Source organism: Listeria cossartiae subsp. cayugensis (assembly GCF_014229095.1).
Classification (GTDB): Bacteria; Bacillota; Bacilli; order Lactobacillales; family Listeriaceae; genus Listeria; species Listeria cayugensis.
On record NZ_JAARZC010000003.1, the window covers coordinates 315,151 to 331,894 of the forward strand.

Sequence of the window (16,744 nt, forward strand, 5' to 3'; positions counted from 1 at the left end):
ATGAATTTATGCTACCGGTTTTTATTTGTGAAGATAACAGAATGCAGCGAGAAAGGTTAACGAAATATATTGAAGACTATATAATGGTTGAACATTTTGATATGAAGTTAGAACTTTCGACAGGAGATCCGTTTGAGTTAGTATCACGAATGCCTTCACATCAAGGTATGGGACTTTACTTTTTAGATATTGATTTAGGGCAACCGGACATGAATGGTTTTGAATTAGCTCAAGAAATTCGGAAATTTGATCCGAGGGGCTTCATTATTTTCATTACGACACATGCGGAATTGAGCTATATGACTTTCACGTATAAGGTGGAAGCGCTTGATTACATCATTAAAGATGATATTGATATGTTGCATGACCGAGTGCTGTCTTGTATGAAGCAAGCGGAAGAACGGATTTCTAACGATCAAGATATGCAGAAATATTTTACGTTTAAAGTGTCGGATAAGAAGATTATTCATGAACTTTTAGATGATATCTTATTTTTCGAAACAGCGCCGACAATTCATAAAGTAATTTTACATGGTAAAAATCGTCAAGTGGAGTTTTATGGTAAGTTGAAAAATATTGAGAAAATGTTGGACGAATCCTTTTATCGGTGCCATCGTTCGTATATTGTGAATAAGAAAAACATTCATGAGCTGGATGCGACAAAAGGCGTGGTAAAGATGTCTAATGGAGAGAATTGTTACGCATCATCGAAGTTAATTAAAAGTTTGAGTTTATAAAAGTGGCCTTAATGGTCGCTTTTTTTGTACGATACTGGGTTTGTATTTGATGAAATGGTGAAATATAGGTAAAATAATAGTGGTGAATTGTTAGTTCAGTTTATGTTATGATATAGGTACTCAATTTCAGACAAAAGGTATGTAAAAAAATGGGGAGCTGGATGAAATGTCAGGCTATTTTCAAAAACGAATGCTTAAATATCCATTATACGGTCTGATTGCAGCGACAATTATTCTGGGCGTAATCACGTTCTTTTTTTCATGGTGGTTATCGGTATTAGTTGTTGTTGGTGGGATTATTCTTACAGTTGCGATGTTTTACTTTGAATATCGCCTGAATGAAGACGTTCAACTATATGTTTCTAATTTAACATATCGGATTAAGCGCAGTGAGGAAGAAGCGCTTGTGGAAATGCCGATGGGAATATTGCTGTATGATGAACATTACAAAATTGAATGGGTTAACCCGTTTATGTCGAAATACTTTGATAAGAAAGAGTTAATTGGGGAGTCCTTGGAAGAAGTGGGACCAGAATTTCTGGACGTGATTACTGGGAATGATGAAAAGGGGATTATGTCGATTGCTTGGCGTGATCACCGTTTTGATACGATAGTAAAGCGTAAAGAGCGGATTTTATATTTATATGACCGGACGGAATATTATGATTTAAATAAGAAATATCAAGCGAATAAATCTGTTTTTGCGGTTATTTTCTTAGATAATTACGATGAATGGGCGCAAGGTATGGATGATAGACGTCGTAGTGCTTTGAACAACTTGGTGACGTCAATGTTGACTAACTGGGCTAGAGAGCACCGAATCTATTTGAAACGGATTTCTACGGATCGCTTTATGGCCTTTTTGACAGAGGAAATGTTGAAGCGACTGGAAGAGGAGAAGTTTCAAATTTTGGACCGGATTCGCGAACGGACGTCGAAGCAGAATATTCCTTTGACGCTTAGTATTGGGATTGGTTATAAGGAAGATGATTTGATTCAGCTAGCGGACTTGGCGCAGTCTAGTCTGGACCTTGCTTTAGGGCGCGGCGGAGATCAGGTCGTAATTAAGCAACCAGAAGGAAAAGTACGTTTTTATGGCGGGAAAACCAACCCGATGGAAAAACGGACTCGGGTTCGCGCACGTGTTATCTCGCAAGCCTTGCAAGAGCTAATTACGCAAAGTGATCAAGTTTTTGTTATGGGGCACCGCTATCCGGATATGGACGTAATTGGTTCGAGTCTTGGTGTGATGCGGATTGCGGAGATGAATGATCGCAATGCTTATGTGGTTGTGGAACCTGGCAAAATGAGTCCAGATGTGAAGCGACTGATGAATGAAATTGAAGAATATCCGAATGTAATTAAAAATATTGTTACGCCGCAAGTTGCGCTAGAAAATATTACCGAGAAGAGTTTGCTTGTTGTTGTTGATACGCACAAACCTTCGATGGTTATTAATAAGGAATTGCTTGACTCAGCTACGAATGTGGTTGTTGTCGATCATCACCGTCGTTCAGAGGAATTTGTTGGAAGTCCGGTGCTTGTTTATATCGAGCCATATGCGTCATCTACTGCCGAATTGATTACGGAGCTGTTTGAGTACCAACCTGATTTAGAACAAGTTGGGAAAATTGAAGCGACGGCACTTCTTTCGGGGATTGTGGTTGATACGAAGAACTTTACGCTTAGGACTGGGTCGCGAACGTTTGATGCGGCAAGTTATTTGCGGTCGCTTGGTGCGGACACGATTTTAGTTCAGCAATTTTTGAAAGAAGATATTACTACTTTTACACAGCGAAGTCGTTTAGTGGAGTCGCTTGAAATTTATCATGACGGCATGGCGATTGCGACTGGACATGAAGACGAGGAATTTGGCACGGTCATTGCAGCGCAGGCGGCGGATACGATGCTTTCGATGGAAGGTGTGCAGGCGTCCTTTGTCATTACGCTACGTCCGGACAAATTAATCGGGATTAGCGCGAGGTCACTTGGTCAAATCAATGTGCAAGTCATTATGGAAAAACTAGGTGGTGGCGGACATTTATCGAATGCGGCTACACAGCTTAAAGATGTTACAATTGCAGAAGCAGAAAAACAATTAATTAGCGCCATTGATGCGTATTGGAAGGGAGAAACATAATTATGAAAGTTATTTTCTTGAAAGACGTAAAAGGTAAAGGTAAAAAAGGTGAAACTAAAAATGTTGCTGATGGTTACGCAAATAATTTTTTAATTAAAAATGGTTACGCGGTTGAGGCTAACAATGCGGCTTTAAGCACACTTTCAGCTCAAAAGAAAAAAGAAGATAAAGTTGCTGCTGAAGAATTAGCTGAGGCAAAAGCTTTGAAAGAAAAAATGGAAAATTTAACAGTGGAATTAAAAGCGAAGTCTGGTGAAGGCGGCAGATTGTTTGGTTCTATTACATCTAAACAAATTGCTCAAACGCTTGAAAAAACACATGGTATTAAAATAGATAAACGTAAAATGGATCTACCGGATGCGATTCGAGCTTTAGGGCATACGAAAGTGCCGGTGAAATTGCACCATGAAGTAACGGCAACACTTGATGTACATGTTAGTGACGAATAATTTTTCTTAAGGGAGCGTAAGACAGTGGATAATAATTTCCAGGACAGAACACCACCACAAAATATTGAAGCCGAACAAGCTGTACTGGGCGCGATATTTCTTGAGCCAAATGCGCTGATTACTGCTTCTGAAATTTTAATGCCGGATGATTTTTATCGCACTGGTCACCAAATCATTTTTGAAACGATGCTTGATTTGAATGACCATGGGAAGGCTGTCGATGTATTAACAGTGTATGAGTCGCTTGCTGCCAAAGGTAATTTGGAGGACGCAGGTGGTTTGCCTTATTTGACGGAACTATCCGGGGCTGTGCCAACTGCTGCTAACTTAGAATACTATGCGCATATTATCGAGGATAAGGCGCTTCTGAGACGTTTAATTAGAACGGCTACCCAAATTGCGACAGATGGTTATTCGCGCGAGGACGAGCTCGACATGCTTATGGACGAGGCGGAAAAGAGTATCTTGGAAGTTTCGCAACGTAAAAATGTCGGCGCGTTCAAGAATATTAAAGATGTCCTTGTTAAAACATATGATGATATTGAAATTTTGCACAATCGTAAAGGTGATATTACTGGGATTCCAACAGGATTTAATGAGCTGGACAAAATGACAGCTGGATTTCAGCGGAATGATTTAATTATTGTTGCCGCGCGTCCTTCCGTTGGTAAAACAGCATTTGCCTTGAATATTGCGCAAAATGTTGCGACGAAAACGGACGAGAATGTGGCCATTTTTAGTTTGGAAATGGGTGCGGAACAGCTTGTTATGCGTATGCTTTGTGCAGAAGGTAATATTAATGCGCAGAATTTACGGACGGGTGCTTTAACGAGCGATGATTGGCAAAAGCTGACAATCGCGATGGGTACACTTTCTAATTCTGGGATTTATATTGATGATACGCCAGGTGTTCGTGTGAATGAGATTCGTTCCAAATGTCGTCGTTTAAAACAAGAAACTGGTCTTGGCATGATTGTGATCGATTACTTGCAACTTATTGCGGGGAGCGGTCGTGGTGGCGAAAATAGACAACAAGAGGTTTCTGAAATTTCTCGGTCGTTGAAAGCTTTGGCGCGGGAACTTGAAGTGCCGGTAATTGCACTTTCGCAGTTATCTCGTAGCGTAGAGCAACGTCAAGATAAGCGCCCAATGATGTCAGATATTCGTGAATCCGGTTCGATTGAGCAAGATGCGGATATCGTAGCCTTTTTATACCGGGAAGATTACTATGATCGGGAAGGTGAAAATGACGGCACGATTGAGATTATTATTGCGAAACAACGTAATGGTCCTGTTGGTGACGTCAAACTAGCCTTTGTAAAAGAATATAATAAGTTTGTGAATTTAGAAGTGCGGTACGACGACGCAATGGCTTAATGAGGAAACCTTGTGAAATTCAAATTAGATTTGGAGCTCGCAAGGTTTTTATTTTATGCAAAAAGGTATCATATTACTAAAAATATACTTTGGATTTCTACTAAAATGATTAAAAAAGCGAACGATAAAATTACCTTACAAATCAATGTTCGTAAATCCATTGACTATTTTGGTGGCAAACGGTACAATATATAGTGGAAAATGAAGAGGCTATGAAAAACTCATAGCTATCAAAGACCAATTAAATGAGGTGTTTAAATGTCTTCAGTTGTTGTAGTAGGAACACAGTGGGGCGATGAAGGAAAAGGGAAGATTACAGATTTTCTTTCCGAAAATGCAGAAGCGATTGCTAGATATCAAGGTGGGAACAATGCAGGTCATACAATTAAGTTTGATGGTGTAACGTACAAATTGCATTTAATTCCATCAGGTATCTTTTACAAGGAAAAAATTAGCGTTATTGGTAACGGTATGGTTGTGGATCCAAAAGCTTTAGTGGAGGAGTTAAAATATCTTCATGACAAAGGCGTGGATACTTCTAATTTGCGTATTTCTAACCGCGCGCACATTATTTTACCGTATCACATTCGTATTGATGAAGCTGATGAAGAACGTAAAGGCGCGAATAAAATCGGTACAACGAAAAAAGGTATCGGCCCAGCATACATGGATAAAGCGGCGCGTGTTGGTATCCGTATTATCGATTTACTAGATAAAGAAACATTTAAAGAAAAATTAGAGCATAATCTTGGCGAGAAAAACCGTTTATTAGAACGTTTTTACGAACTAGAAGGCTTTAAATTAGAAGATATTTTAGACGAGTACTATGAATATGGTCAACAATTTAAAGAATATGTTTGCGATACATCTGTTGTTTTAAATGACGCTTTAGATGATGGTAAACGTGTGTTATTTGAAGGGGCGCAAGGGGTTATGCTTGATATTGATCAAGGAACATATCCGTTTGTAACTTCAAGTAATCCGATTGCTGGTGGTGTAACTATCGGTAGTGGTGTTGGTCCATCGAAAATCAATCATGTTGTTGGTGTGGCGAAAGCTTATACTACGCGTGTTGGTGACGGTCCTTTCCCAACAGAATTGTTTGATGCTATCGGTGACAATATTCGTGAAGTTGGTCATGAATATGGTACGACTACTGGTCGTCCGCGTCGTGTAGGTTGGTTTGACAGTGTCGTTGTTCGTCATGCTCGTCGTGTTAGTGGTTTAACGGATTTATCGTTAACTCTACTAGATGTTTTGACAGGAATTGAAACACTTAAAATCTGTGTAGCTTACAAATTAGACGGAAAAACAATTACAGAATTCCCAGCAAGCTTGAAAGATTTAGCTCGTTGCGAACCAGTTTATGAAGAACTTCCAGGCTGGACGGAAGATATTACAGGAGTTACATCATTAGATGATCTACCTGTTAATTGCCGCCATTACATGGAACGTATTGCGCAACTTACAGGCGTGCAAGTTTCTATGTTCTCTGTAGGTCCAGACCGCGCTCAAACGCACGTGATTAAAAGCGTTTGGCGTTTAGCTTAATAAAAAATTTATCAAGCCTCTCTAAGGTTTTCCTTGGGGAGGCTTTTTGTTTGGAATTTTTTCTGCATAGGAGCGGGTTTTGATTTCGAGATGGTATACAATCCACGGCTGAGAAAGTTGAAAAACTTAACAAAAATAATATTTGTTTGTGAAATACGCATCTTTTATATGGAAATAGATTCCTTAAAAAGACCTAATATCAATGTTTTGGAGATGTTTTATTCGCATTTCTGTCACAATTTAGCTTGTGAATTCATGATATAATTTGAGAGTGATATCTTATTCACAATAGATAATAAGAGGAGATGAAGTGAATGTCAGGTCAAATTCGTATGAGTCCTAATGAGCTACGTGATCGCGCTAAAACTTACGGTCAAAGTGGTAGAGATATTGAGGATATTCTAAGTCGTTTGAGCCAATTACAAGATCAACTTCGTAGCGAGTGGGAAGGTCAAGCTTTTGTACGTTTTGATGAGCAATTTGAACAATTAAAACCAAAAGTGACTGAATTCGCTAACTTGATGGATCAAATCAATGATCAGCTTGAGAAAACTGCGAACGCTGTTGAAGAGCACGATCAACAACTTTCTCAAAACTTTGGATTCTAAAAATCAACAACACAGTGAGGCATACATACAAATATAGTTGGATGCTTTACGAAAAGCCATGCAGTTTTTTGCATGGCTTTTTCTAAAATAGAAAGCTTATGCCTAAAAAAGGTATTTATATAAAAAAGACACAGCGGGAGTGGGACATGGATGAAGAAGGTAAAATGGAGTATTTTACTCTTTTTAGTCTTGGCGATTTTTCTGTCGGCAGGAATTACTTATTTGGCTTTGAATCAAGGCTCAAATAAAGAAACTAAAAATAATACGGAAAAAGTACACAAAATGACTATCGCACTCGTTAACGAGGACCAAGGAGATACTTTCCAAGGAAAACGGGTGGAATTCGGGAACCAATTTGTTAAAAGCATTGAAAAAGATGAAGGACATGAATGGTACGTTGTTAGCCGCGGGGTTGCAGAAAGTGGCTTAAAACGGGATGTATACAATATGATGATTGTTATTCCAAGTGACTTTTCTCAAAAAGCACTGTCAATGACATCGGCTGCGCCTGAAAAAGTAACCATTAGCTACAAGGTTAATGACGTCGGGAATAGCGATTTAAAAGCAGAAGCAGAAAAAACAGCAGCGTCTGTACTAGAAGACTTCAATTCACGGATAATTGACGTTTATTTTGCTAGCATTTTAACGACCTTACAAGAAGCGCAAGATAACATTGGCGCGTTAGTTAAGGAAGAGAAAAAATATGATGCTATTTACAACAAAGACGTAAATAATCCTCTATCGAATTATACGGAACAATTTAAAACGGTACAAACGTATACGGGGACTTCTAAAGAGAGTTTCCAAGGATTTCAAGATATTATGAAGGAATTTGAAGAAAGCTTAAAAGTCTCTAAAACGGAAAACGCCGAACATATGAAAAATATGGACGGGTTTACAAAAACACAAGAAACAAATGCGCCTTTTGGGATAAAATTCACGGAGAACTTGCAGAACTTTGATGGTTCTTTATCGGCAGAAGATATTAGAACACAAACGGCCGCTTTAGTACAAGCCAATGCGCAAATGACTTCAGAATTTCAAGTTTTAGAAGGGGCTAATTCATTATTATCGCAGACGCAAGCTTTGCAAAATTACATCGCTGAGACAAATGCGCGGATTGAAGCATTAGATGGGGAGATTATCGGAACGCTCGAAAATGATTTCCGGACAGCAGTTTATAATGATTTGCTGCGTATTTTAAAAGAAAACGATTATTCGGATAGAATAAATGAAATTGGCTTTAAAGATTTAGCTGGCGAAGATATTAACGCCGGTTTTAACAATATGATTGTGAATGAAATTAAAGCATTACCAACGTATAATACGGACCAATTGGCGTATCTCGGGCTAGATGAAGAGATGTACAAAAATGTTGTAACGCTATCGAAAGAGTATTATAACAGTCATCGTAACGCGTTTGGTGAGGATTTTAGATTTACGAATGATGCCAAAGCATTGCCAACAGATGTGCTAAAAAGTGACACGATTAACCGACTAAAATCAGAAGGGGTTGTACTAGAAAGCCAGTCTTATACTGTGCAAGTTAGCCCTTATAATACGGAAGTTGTTGTGAATTTGGATGGAAATTTCACTTTTTCTAATGTCGATTGCCTGGTTAATGGAAGTCCCTATACGGGATTAGTTCAACAGACACCATACGGCGAAAACGGTATTAAGTTTTATATACCATCGCTAACTTATCCAATTGATATAAAAATTACTGGTAGAGCAATATTACGAGAAGGTGCTAATGTTCCTTTAGTTGGTGCCGCGAATTGGAGTGCTTCGGTGCAACAATTTGAGAGTAAAGAATATGGATATATGCCGGTTGTTCCAGATCCATCTAATCCAACGCAGCTAAATCCTGGTATGGCAACCTCGCTACTAGTTAGAAAAGAAGCACAGCCGATGAAGGTCAATTCAGCAACATATCTTAATGAAACGAGATCTTCTGTCAAAGCAATTACTAATACCGTGAAAGATTATTATAAATTACAAGCATTATTTGATTTATATTATGGAATTGATGCGAGCAATTCGGAGCAAATGCCAGACTTTAGTGATTATCAAGTCACATTAGACAATTCCGCGAAAACTTCATCGTATTATTATATTTTTAATAAAGAAGATATCATTGGTAGTTTTGTAAACCTCACAACAGACCGATTTGTGGCGGATTATACGAAAAAAATTAAAGCTTTTGAAAAACGAATTGCTGACTATAAATATGCGATGTCCGAGGCGAATTCACGTTCAGAAGATGTCACAAATAGACTGAACGAAACGACCCAAGAAGCCATTAGTTTAAATACAAATCTAGCATTAACGCTGCAAAATCTGGAAGCATGGCGCGAAGCTAGTAAAGGTCTAATGGTAGAAAATGGTGTGGTTTTAGATAAATCTGGCGAAGAAGCGACGATGGCGTTACAGTTAAGTTCTGAATTTGCAGGAATTTTGGCGAAAAGTGAGTCGTTAGCTGGTACTTCAGAAGGTAATTTGAAATCAGCTGAAGTCGTATATCAGACTTTTGATGCCATCGATAAAGAAGCGAAAAACATCCAACAAAGTGGAGAGACTTTAGTAAAAGAAGCTTCTACACTATCGGATGATTTAGGGCAAAAACTGGAAGACGACGAAACGTTCCAGAAAAACTTTGCGAAGGTCATGAAAAACAGTCGTGTCGGCGATCGTCAAAATGAAAATCTATATAGTTTCTTGAGTAACCCGGTCGATAAAATGAACGCCGGAACTATCGTGGCGGGAGATAAATCAATGCCATATTTTATGGTTTTAATTTGTACAATTCTTGCCATTTTCACGAGTTACGTAATTTCACATCAAGAGAAAAAACGAGAACAATTGAATGCATTTGAGGATGAAATGTCACTTGTCTTTAAAAATATCCCAATTACATTCTTAACGATTTGTGTGGGAATTATTGAAGGGCTAGTAATCGGTGCCGTTTCAGGCTTTATTTTTGAAGTTGGGGATATCGGAATGTTCCTATGGATTGGTGTCTGCGTGTTAATTATGATGGCGTTGGTTACTGCATTTTCATACTTATTACGTCAGCTCAATATGATTGGGATGTCGCTTGTGTTGCTAGTTTTAAGTTTATACCTGTTCTTAACAGATGCAGTTGGACTTAATATCGATAACGAATCTATTTTCGCGACGTTCAGAAAGTTCTCGCCACTGCAATACATGGAGCAATTGCTAAATGGAATTTTAAGTGCACAACAAGATTATATTATCGTCGTATACAGTTTGATTGGGACGACGCTCTTATTTACGGCACTTAATCTGTTTGTCTGGCACCGCTCTAAAGATGAAGACGTAGAGGAGGACTATTCAGATGAAATTTAAAATAGCGGCATGGCTGATGCTGATGTGTTTTGCTTTTGCTCCAAGTGCGCTCGCTGCGGATTCAGATAGTTATCTCGAAAACAGCGGGAAAATGGACATCAAAACAGACAGGCTTCAAAAAACCGAAGAAGAAAAAACAAAAGAACTAGAACAGATGGAAGAAACGGAGCTCGATAAAAACGGAATTCCACTTTTTACAGCCGAAATGGATGAAAAAATCGCCAAACAAAAAGCGGCGGAAAAAGCAGAATACGACCGGATTAAAGACTCGCTTTTTGAAGAGGAGCCAACTTCTGGTGAGACGGTGAAAAAAACGAAAGCTAAATTGTTCACCGGAAAATACGCAACCACTGCTGTAAACACGGAAGCGGCTACGACCGATACGACAGATACAACAGTAGAAGACGAAACTAAAAAGACCAAACAAAAAACAGTTGGCGGAGCAATTGCTGGGACGCTTGTGGCTTTAGCAGGCGGGATTTATGTGGCTGCGCGCAATGTTTTTGAATAGAAAGCGGGGAGTTTTAAATGGCTAAAAACACACATATGAATGTGACAGTTGATTTCACTAATTGGGGCGCAGGTAAGTATGATTTGCGAATCCCGGTGCATCAACCAATCAAAGCACTAATTATCAATTTGGCAGAAACACTCAAAATCGAGTATAAAGATTTGTCCAAATGCACGATAAAAACAACGAATAAAGCAATTTTACTAAGCGATGATGATAAATTAACTAACTTTCAAATTGCCGATGGAGACATTTTAGAAATTTTATAGAAAAAAAGGAGAATGAAAACGATGAATAAGACAACAGAAATGGACGGAACAGCTTACGATTTTACTTATGAGGATTTAGTTTGGAGCATTACGTTCCCGAAATCAAAAACACACGCGAAAGAACTGGCACAACTGGAATTATTAGAAAAACCAGCAGCACATTTTACCCCTGCGAAAATTTCGAGTGACAGCGATTCTTATACAATTTCTTATGAGATTGCCGAACGCACTTACGGATTTGAACAAATTCGGAAAATGGAACGCGAAGATAAACTACGTGCGCTACGCAATATTGCCGATTTAAGCGAATTGTTAAATACGCGTTATACATTCTTTTTACACCCAGATAATTTGGTTTTCGATATTAACTTAGTACCGAATATCGTTCATCGCGGTATTAAAAACATTTTACCGCCATACGAGTTAACCGAAGAAGCGTTTTTCAAACAATACCAATGCTTCGTTATTGCGATGTTTTCTAAGAAATTTTCTTTTGAAAACTTGTACAATGGCTCGCTAACAGGTGCAAGAGGAACGCAATTTGAGAAGAGTATTTTGGATGCGAAAACGATTCAAGATATTGCCGATATTTTAGAAGAAGCTTACGTGAAAGAGCATGCGGCTGTTCAAAAAAATATGGCAAGCGTACCGAAGAAAAAATACGGAACTTTCCGCGGGTTGGCAGTCGGTTTTATTATCGTTGCGATTTTACTAGCAATTCCGGTAACTTACTTTGCTTTCGTTAAAGTGCCACTGCAAAACGATTTACTGACAGCAAACGAGAATTTCCTGAAAACCGACTACGATAAAGTAATCACAGGTCTAGAAAACGTTGACCCAGAAAAAATGCCACAATCCGTACAATACGAACTAGCATATGCTTATGTTAACGGCGAAAAAATGAGCGATAAAAAGAAAGAAAATATTATGAACACAATCAGCTTGAAATCTGATGCGAAAAACCTACTTTACTGGATTTATAATGGCCGTGGCGAATTTAAAGAATCACTTGATATTGCCAAACTTTTAGATGATCCAACGCTTGCGATGTACAGTTTAACTAAACAAATTGAACAAGTACAAAGTGATACAAAATTAAGCGGCGATGAAAAAGTAGAAAAACTAAAAGCGTTAGAAGAGAGCTTGAAAGAATATGATGAAAAAGTGAACGAAAAAACAACAACTGAAGATGCAACAACAAATACAGAAGCAAAATAAGGGAGAATGAACCATGAATAGAGAGGCTTTATTAATTGTTAGTAACGGGCAGCAATGTCATAAACACCACTTGTCCCCTGAAAGAGTCGTGACAATTGGTAATACAATCGAACACGAAATCACTTATCCGGAACTGGCTGAAACGATTGAAGTTAAGTGTAGTGAAGGATCTTGGAATGCTGGAGCAACTGCGCTTCAAACAAACCAAGCTGTGAACATAGACAATTTAGCATTTTACCTGTGCCAAGATTTGCACACGCAAGTATATGATGTCGTAACGAATATTTCTGTGGCATTTGGTGCCGGAACGGAAAATGATATCACAATAGATGATACAAAATCGGACTTTTTACTTTTACGTAGTGCGAAGGAAGATTTGTTTAAACTACAAGTATTAAATGGCGAAATTTATCATAACTTTTCTTTAGTGACGGAAGATTGCACGTTAGAGCCGGGTGACCAGCTTTATACGGACGGTGTGACGATTACAATCGGAAAAGAAGATATCAGCGTACAAGCTGTGAAAAATCGCGTGACGAGCAAATTAGCGCCTTTATTTGCTGCGGATAATTCTTTTGGCGAAGACTATCCAGATTACCACCGTTCACCGCGGATTATTTACCGTGCACCAGAAGAAAAAATCAGCATGGCGAAACCGTCAAGCAAGCCCTCAAAACCAACAGATGGCTTAATTAAAATTATTTTACCACCACTAATCATGGTTGCGATTACGGTAATGATTTCCATTTTCCAACCGCGTGGACTTTATATTATCATGACCATCGCAATGTCAGCTGTGACAATCACAATGGCGATTATTAACTACGTAAAATCACGCAAAAAATACAAAATCGACTCGAAACAACGAGTGGAAAGCTATGATTTGTATTTAAAACGCAAAACAAAAGAACTACATGAAACAAGTGAAAAACAACGCCACGCCTTAACGTATCACTATCCAGATGCAGTGGAACTTGAAAAAATGGCGCTACGAGTAGATTCACGTATTTATGAAAAAACAATGTTCCACCACGATTTCCTGACTTTCCGAGTTGGCCGCGGCGATGAAGCAAGTAGCTTTTCCGTGGAATTCCAGCAAGAAGAGTTCAGCCAAGAAAAAGATGAACTTGTCGAAGAAGCTGTGAAGATTAAAGGGCAATATTTATCTATCAATGAAGTTCCAGTAGCGACAGATTTAATGCATGGACCAGTTGGTTACATTGGGCCGCGCCGTCTTGTATTAGAGCAACTTCAAATGTTAGTAATGCAAACTTCCCTTTTCCATAGTTATTACGATTTGCAATTTATTACCATTTTCCCAGAAGAAGAAAAAGCGGATTGGGACTGGATGCGCTGGTTGCCGCATGCGAATATGCGTGATGTGAATGTACGTGGATTTGTTTACCATGAACGTTCGCGCGACCAAGTATTGAACTCGCTTTACCAAATTTTAAAAGAGCGTAAACAAGCGCTTACTGAACAAGCAAGCAAACAAGAAAAATTATATTTCACGCCACATTATGTGGTTTTAATTACCGACGAAAAATTAGTACTCGATCACACAGTTATGGAATTCTTCAATGAAGATCCAAGCGAACTAGGTGTTTCTTTAGTGTTCGTACAGGACGTAATGGAGAGCTTGCCAGAACACGTGAAAACGGTCGTGGATATTCGTGATGCGAAGAGCGGGAACATTATTTTGGAGCAAGGCGACCTTGTAAACCGAGCGTTCGTCCCAGACCATTTGCCAGCAGATTTTGACAAAGAAGTAATCAGCCGGGCTCTTGCGCCGTTGAATCATCTACAAAACTTAAAAAACTCGATTCCTGAATCCGTTACTTTCCTTGAAATGTATGGTGTGGAGCGCGTTGAAGAGCTAAATATTGCCGGCCGCTGGGCGAAAAATGAAACCTATAAGAGCCTTGCTGTACCACTTGGTTTGCGCGGAAAAGACGATATCGTTCAACTGAATTTACATGAAAAAGCTCACGGGCCGCATGGTTTGGTAGCCGGAACAACTGGTTCTGGTAAATCAGAAATCATTCAGTCGTACATTATCTCACTTGGTGTCAATTTCCACCCATATGAAGTCGCATTCTTGCTGATTGACTATAAAGGCGGGGGAATGGCGAACTTATTTAAAAATATGCCACATTTACTTGGAACAATTACAAACTTGGACGGCGCGCAATCGATGCGTGCACTAGCTTCCATCAAAGCCGAATTGCAAAAAAGGCAACGGTTATTTGGCGAGCACGATGTCAACCACATCAACCAATACCAAAAACTATACAAACAAGGAAAAGCGACCGAACCAATGCCGCATTTATTCCTTATTTCAGATGAGTTCGCCGAGTTGAAATCAGAACAACCAGAATTCATGAAAGAACTCGTTTCAACAGCACGTATCGGTCGTTCCCTAGGTATCCATTTAATCCTAGCAACCCAAAAACCAAGCGGCGTCGTGGATGACCAAATCTGGTCCAACTCCAAATTCAAACTAGCCCTAAAAGTACAAAACGCCAGCGATTCAAACGAAATTTTGAAAACACCAGACGCAGCAGAAATCACACTACCAGGTCGTTCGTACTTGCAAGTTGGTAATAACGAGATTTACGAACTGTTCCAAAGTGCTTGGAGTGGCGCAGATTACGTGCCCGATAAGGAAAGCACGGATTATATTGATACGACCATTTATGCGATTAATGACTTGGGTCAATACGATATTTTGACAGAGGATTTGAGCGGATTAGATAAGAAGGATGATTTGACGAAATTGCCGAGTGAGCTGGACGCGGTTATTGATCATATTCATGAGTATACGGAAGCTTCTGGGATTGAGGCGCTGCCGAGACCTTGGTTGCCGCCTCTACCTGAGCGGATCTTCGCCCAAGACTTACATCCAGTCAATTTTGAAGAAGCCTGGAAAGAACCGAAAAAACCACTTCAAGCAACAATTGGTTTACTGGATCAACCTGAATTACAAGCACAAGTCCCACTAACACTAGATTTAACAAAAGATGGACACGTGGCTGTATTCTCAAGCCCAGGATTTGGGAAATCCACCTTCTTGCAAAGTTTAGTGATGGATTTAGCGCGTCAACATAATCCAGAGCAATTGCATGTTTATTTGTTGGATTTTGGGACGAATGGATTGCTGCCGCTAGTAGATCTGCCACATATTGCTGATACAATGATGGTGGATGAAGTTGAAAAAATACAGAAATTTTTACGAATCTGCGTAAATGAAATAAAAATAAGGAAGAAGCTTCTTAGCCAATATCGTGTTGCGAACATAGAGCAGTATGAAAGAGCAAGTGGAAAAGAGCTACCTAATATTATTATTGTTTTAGATAATTATGACGCTGTAAAAGACGCAGGCTTAGGAGATGATTTTGAAAAAATCATTACTCAAATTACTCGTGAAGGTGCATCCATTGGAATGCTTATGATTATAAGCGCATCAAGGCATATGAGTTTGAGAACACATATGGCTACTAATATTAAACAAATGATTGCCTTATATCTAATTGACAAAAATGATATATCATCAACTGTTGGTCGAACGGATACACCACTTGAAGAGTATCCAGGAAGGGCGCTTGTGAAATTAGAAACAGTTACAACATTTCAAACGATGTTACCATCGCAAGGAGAAGAAACAATTCAACAGATTGAAGGTATTCGAAATGAAGCGAAATTAATGAGAGACGGTTGGCAAGGAGAACTTCCGGAGAGCGTACCAATGATTCCAGAAAAAATTAAACTAGCTGATTTTTGTGAATGGATGGAAACAAAAGAGGTCGTTGCAAATGGAAATATACCTATCGGAGTTGATTTTGAATACGTAAAACCAGTGGGCATTGATTACAAGCAAACCGGAGTACTAATTATTGCAGATGCAATTGGACGAAACTTAGTAAGCATAAATAAAAATGTAGCTAATTCTCTTGTACAAAATCCAAATATTTCCCTATTAATTAGTGATACAGCGAATTTTGATTTAGTGGAAATGTCTACTAAAGCCAATTTGTACAGTAACAACACAGAGGATTTGAAACAGAATATGAAAAAAGTACTCTCTATTTATCAATCCAGAACTGAAAAAGCAGATGAACTTCGAAAAGCAGGGGATAATTTAGGCGTAACTGCCATGATTCAAGGGTTAAAAGATATAGTTGTTTTTGTGGGAGATTATGATATCTTACTAAAAGCTCTTGATGAAGAAGATCAAAAAACTCTAATAGATATGATTAACAATGGAAAAACATATGGTTGCTATCTAATTTTAAGTGGTTCGATTCAAGCATTTAAAGGATATGGTGATTTGAATAAAGCTGTTCAAGCTCAAAGAAACTATATATTCTTTGATCGACTATCAAATTCAAGCCCATTCTCCTTCTCATTTAATATTTATAGAGAGCAAGAATTATTGCCTGAGGAAGGTTATGTAATAGCAGGTCAAGAGTGGCAAAAAATAAAAATTGCAAAATATGAAGAAGAGGTGTAAGGAAA

General features: G+C 38.8%; 11 protein-coding genes. All 11 read left to right on the forward strand.

The window, feature by feature from the left end; translation table 11 throughout:
* Window positions 1-8: 8 nt before the first annotated feature.
* Window positions 9-737, forward strand: coding sequence for a LytR/AlgR family response regulator transcription factor (locus HCB49_RS11340; RefSeq protein WP_185480546.1), 729 nt, complete (start codon window positions 9-11; stop codon window positions 735-737).
* 166 nt (window positions 738-903) lie between these two features.
* Window positions 904-2,877 carry a cyclic-di-AMP phosphodiesterase PdeA gene (gene pdeA, locus HCB49_RS11345; RefSeq protein WP_185480547.1) on the forward strand — a complete coding sequence of 658 codons (1,974 nt, stop codon included), beginning with the start codon at window positions 904-906 and terminating at the stop codon, window positions 2,875-2,877.
* Between the two features lie 2 nt (window positions 2,878-2,879).
* A complete protein-coding gene (gene rplI / locus HCB49_RS11350) occupies window positions 2,880-3,326 on the forward strand; it encodes a 50S ribosomal protein L9 (protein ID WP_185604996.1) in 447 nt (148 codons plus the stop codon).
* Between the two features lie 24 nt (window positions 3,327-3,350).
* Entirely contained in the window at window positions 3,351-4,703 is a 1,353-nt protein-coding gene (gene dnaB / locus HCB49_RS11355; RefSeq protein WP_185391720.1) for a replicative DNA helicase, read from the forward strand.
* Window positions 4,704-4,961: 258 nt separating this feature from the next.
* Window positions 4,962-6,254: an adenylosuccinate synthase gene (locus HCB49_RS11360; protein WP_185557158.1), complete on the forward strand. Its 1,293-nt coding sequence runs from the start codon at window positions 4,962-4,964 to the stop codon at window positions 6,252-6,254.
* A gap of 314 nt (window positions 6,255-6,568) precedes the next feature.
* On the forward strand, window positions 6,569-6,862 hold the full coding sequence (locus HCB49_RS11365) for a WXG100 family type VII secretion target (RefSeq protein WP_185391718.1): 294 nt from the start codon (window positions 6,569-6,571) through the stop codon (window positions 6,860-6,862).
* Between the two features lie 150 nt (window positions 6,863-7,012).
* Window positions 7,013-10,231 carry a type VII secretion protein EsaA gene (gene esaA, locus HCB49_RS11370; RefSeq protein ID WP_185604997.1) on the forward strand — a complete coding sequence of 1,073 codons (3,219 nt, stop codon included), beginning with the start codon at window positions 7,013-7,015 and terminating at the stop codon, window positions 10,229-10,231.
* Window positions 10,221-10,742 (forward strand): type VII secretion protein EssA, encoded by a 522-nt coding sequence (gene essA, locus HCB49_RS11375; RefSeq protein ID WP_185420476.1) that lies wholly within the window; start codon window positions 10,221-10,223, stop codon window positions 10,740-10,742. The genes esaA and essA overlap by 11 nt, the downstream gene beginning before the upstream one ends.
* 17 nt (window positions 10,743-10,759) lie before the next feature.
* Entirely contained in the window at window positions 10,760-11,011 is a 252-nt protein-coding gene (locus tag HCB49_RS11380; protein ID WP_003740080.1) for an EsaB/YukD family protein, read from the forward strand.
* Between the two features lie 21 nt (window positions 11,012-11,032).
* Complete coding sequence (gene essB / locus HCB49_RS11385) at window positions 11,033-12,229, forward strand: type VII secretion protein EssB (RefSeq protein ID WP_185604998.1); 1,197 nt, start codon at window positions 11,033-11,035, stop codon at window positions 12,227-12,229.
* Window positions 12,230-12,242: 13 nt separating this feature from the next.
* Complete coding sequence (gene essC, locus HCB49_RS11390; RefSeq protein ID WP_185604999.1) at window positions 12,243-16,739, forward strand: type VII secretion protein EssC; 4,497 nt, start codon at window positions 12,243-12,245, stop codon at window positions 16,737-16,739.
* Window positions 16,740-16,744: the final 5 nt, after the last annotated feature.

What these genes read in the sequence shown, in the direction of transcription:
- essA (WP_185420476.1), top strand. Translation starts at nt 10,221, where the DNA reads ATGAAATTTAAAATAGCGGCATGGCTGATGCTGATGTGTTTTGCTTTT.
- essB (WP_185604998.1), top strand. Translation starts at nt 11,033, where the DNA reads ATGAATAAGACAACAGAAATGGACGGAACAGCTTACGATTTTACTTAT.
- rplI (WP_185604996.1), top strand. Translation starts at nt 2,880, where the DNA reads ATGAAAGTTATTTTCTTGAAAGACGTAAAAGGTAAAGGTAAAAAAGGT.
- essC (WP_185604999.1), top strand. Translation starts at nt 12,243, where the DNA reads ATGAATAGAGAGGCTTTATTAATTGTTAGTAACGGGCAGCAATGTCAT.
- HCB49_RS11380 (WP_003740080.1), top strand. Translation starts at nt 10,760, where the DNA reads ATGGCTAAAAACACACATATGAATGTGACAGTTGATTTCACTAATTGG.
- pdeA (WP_185480547.1), top strand. Translation starts at nt 904, where the DNA reads ATGTCAGGCTATTTTCAAAAACGAATGCTTAAATATCCATTATACGGT.
- HCB49_RS11365 (WP_185391718.1), top strand. Translation starts at nt 6,569, where the DNA reads ATGTCAGGTCAAATTCGTATGAGTCCTAATGAGCTACGTGATCGCGCT.
- esaA (WP_185604997.1), top strand. Translation starts at nt 7,013, where the DNA reads ATGAAGAAGGTAAAATGGAGTATTTTACTCTTTTTAGTCTTGGCGATT.
- HCB49_RS11360 (WP_185557158.1), top strand. Translation starts at nt 4,962, where the DNA reads ATGTCTTCAGTTGTTGTAGTAGGAACACAGTGGGGCGATGAAGGAAAA.
- HCB49_RS11340 (WP_185480546.1), top strand. Translation starts at nt 9, where the DNA reads ATGCTACCGGTTTTTATTTGTGAAGATAACAGAATGCAGCGAGAAAGG.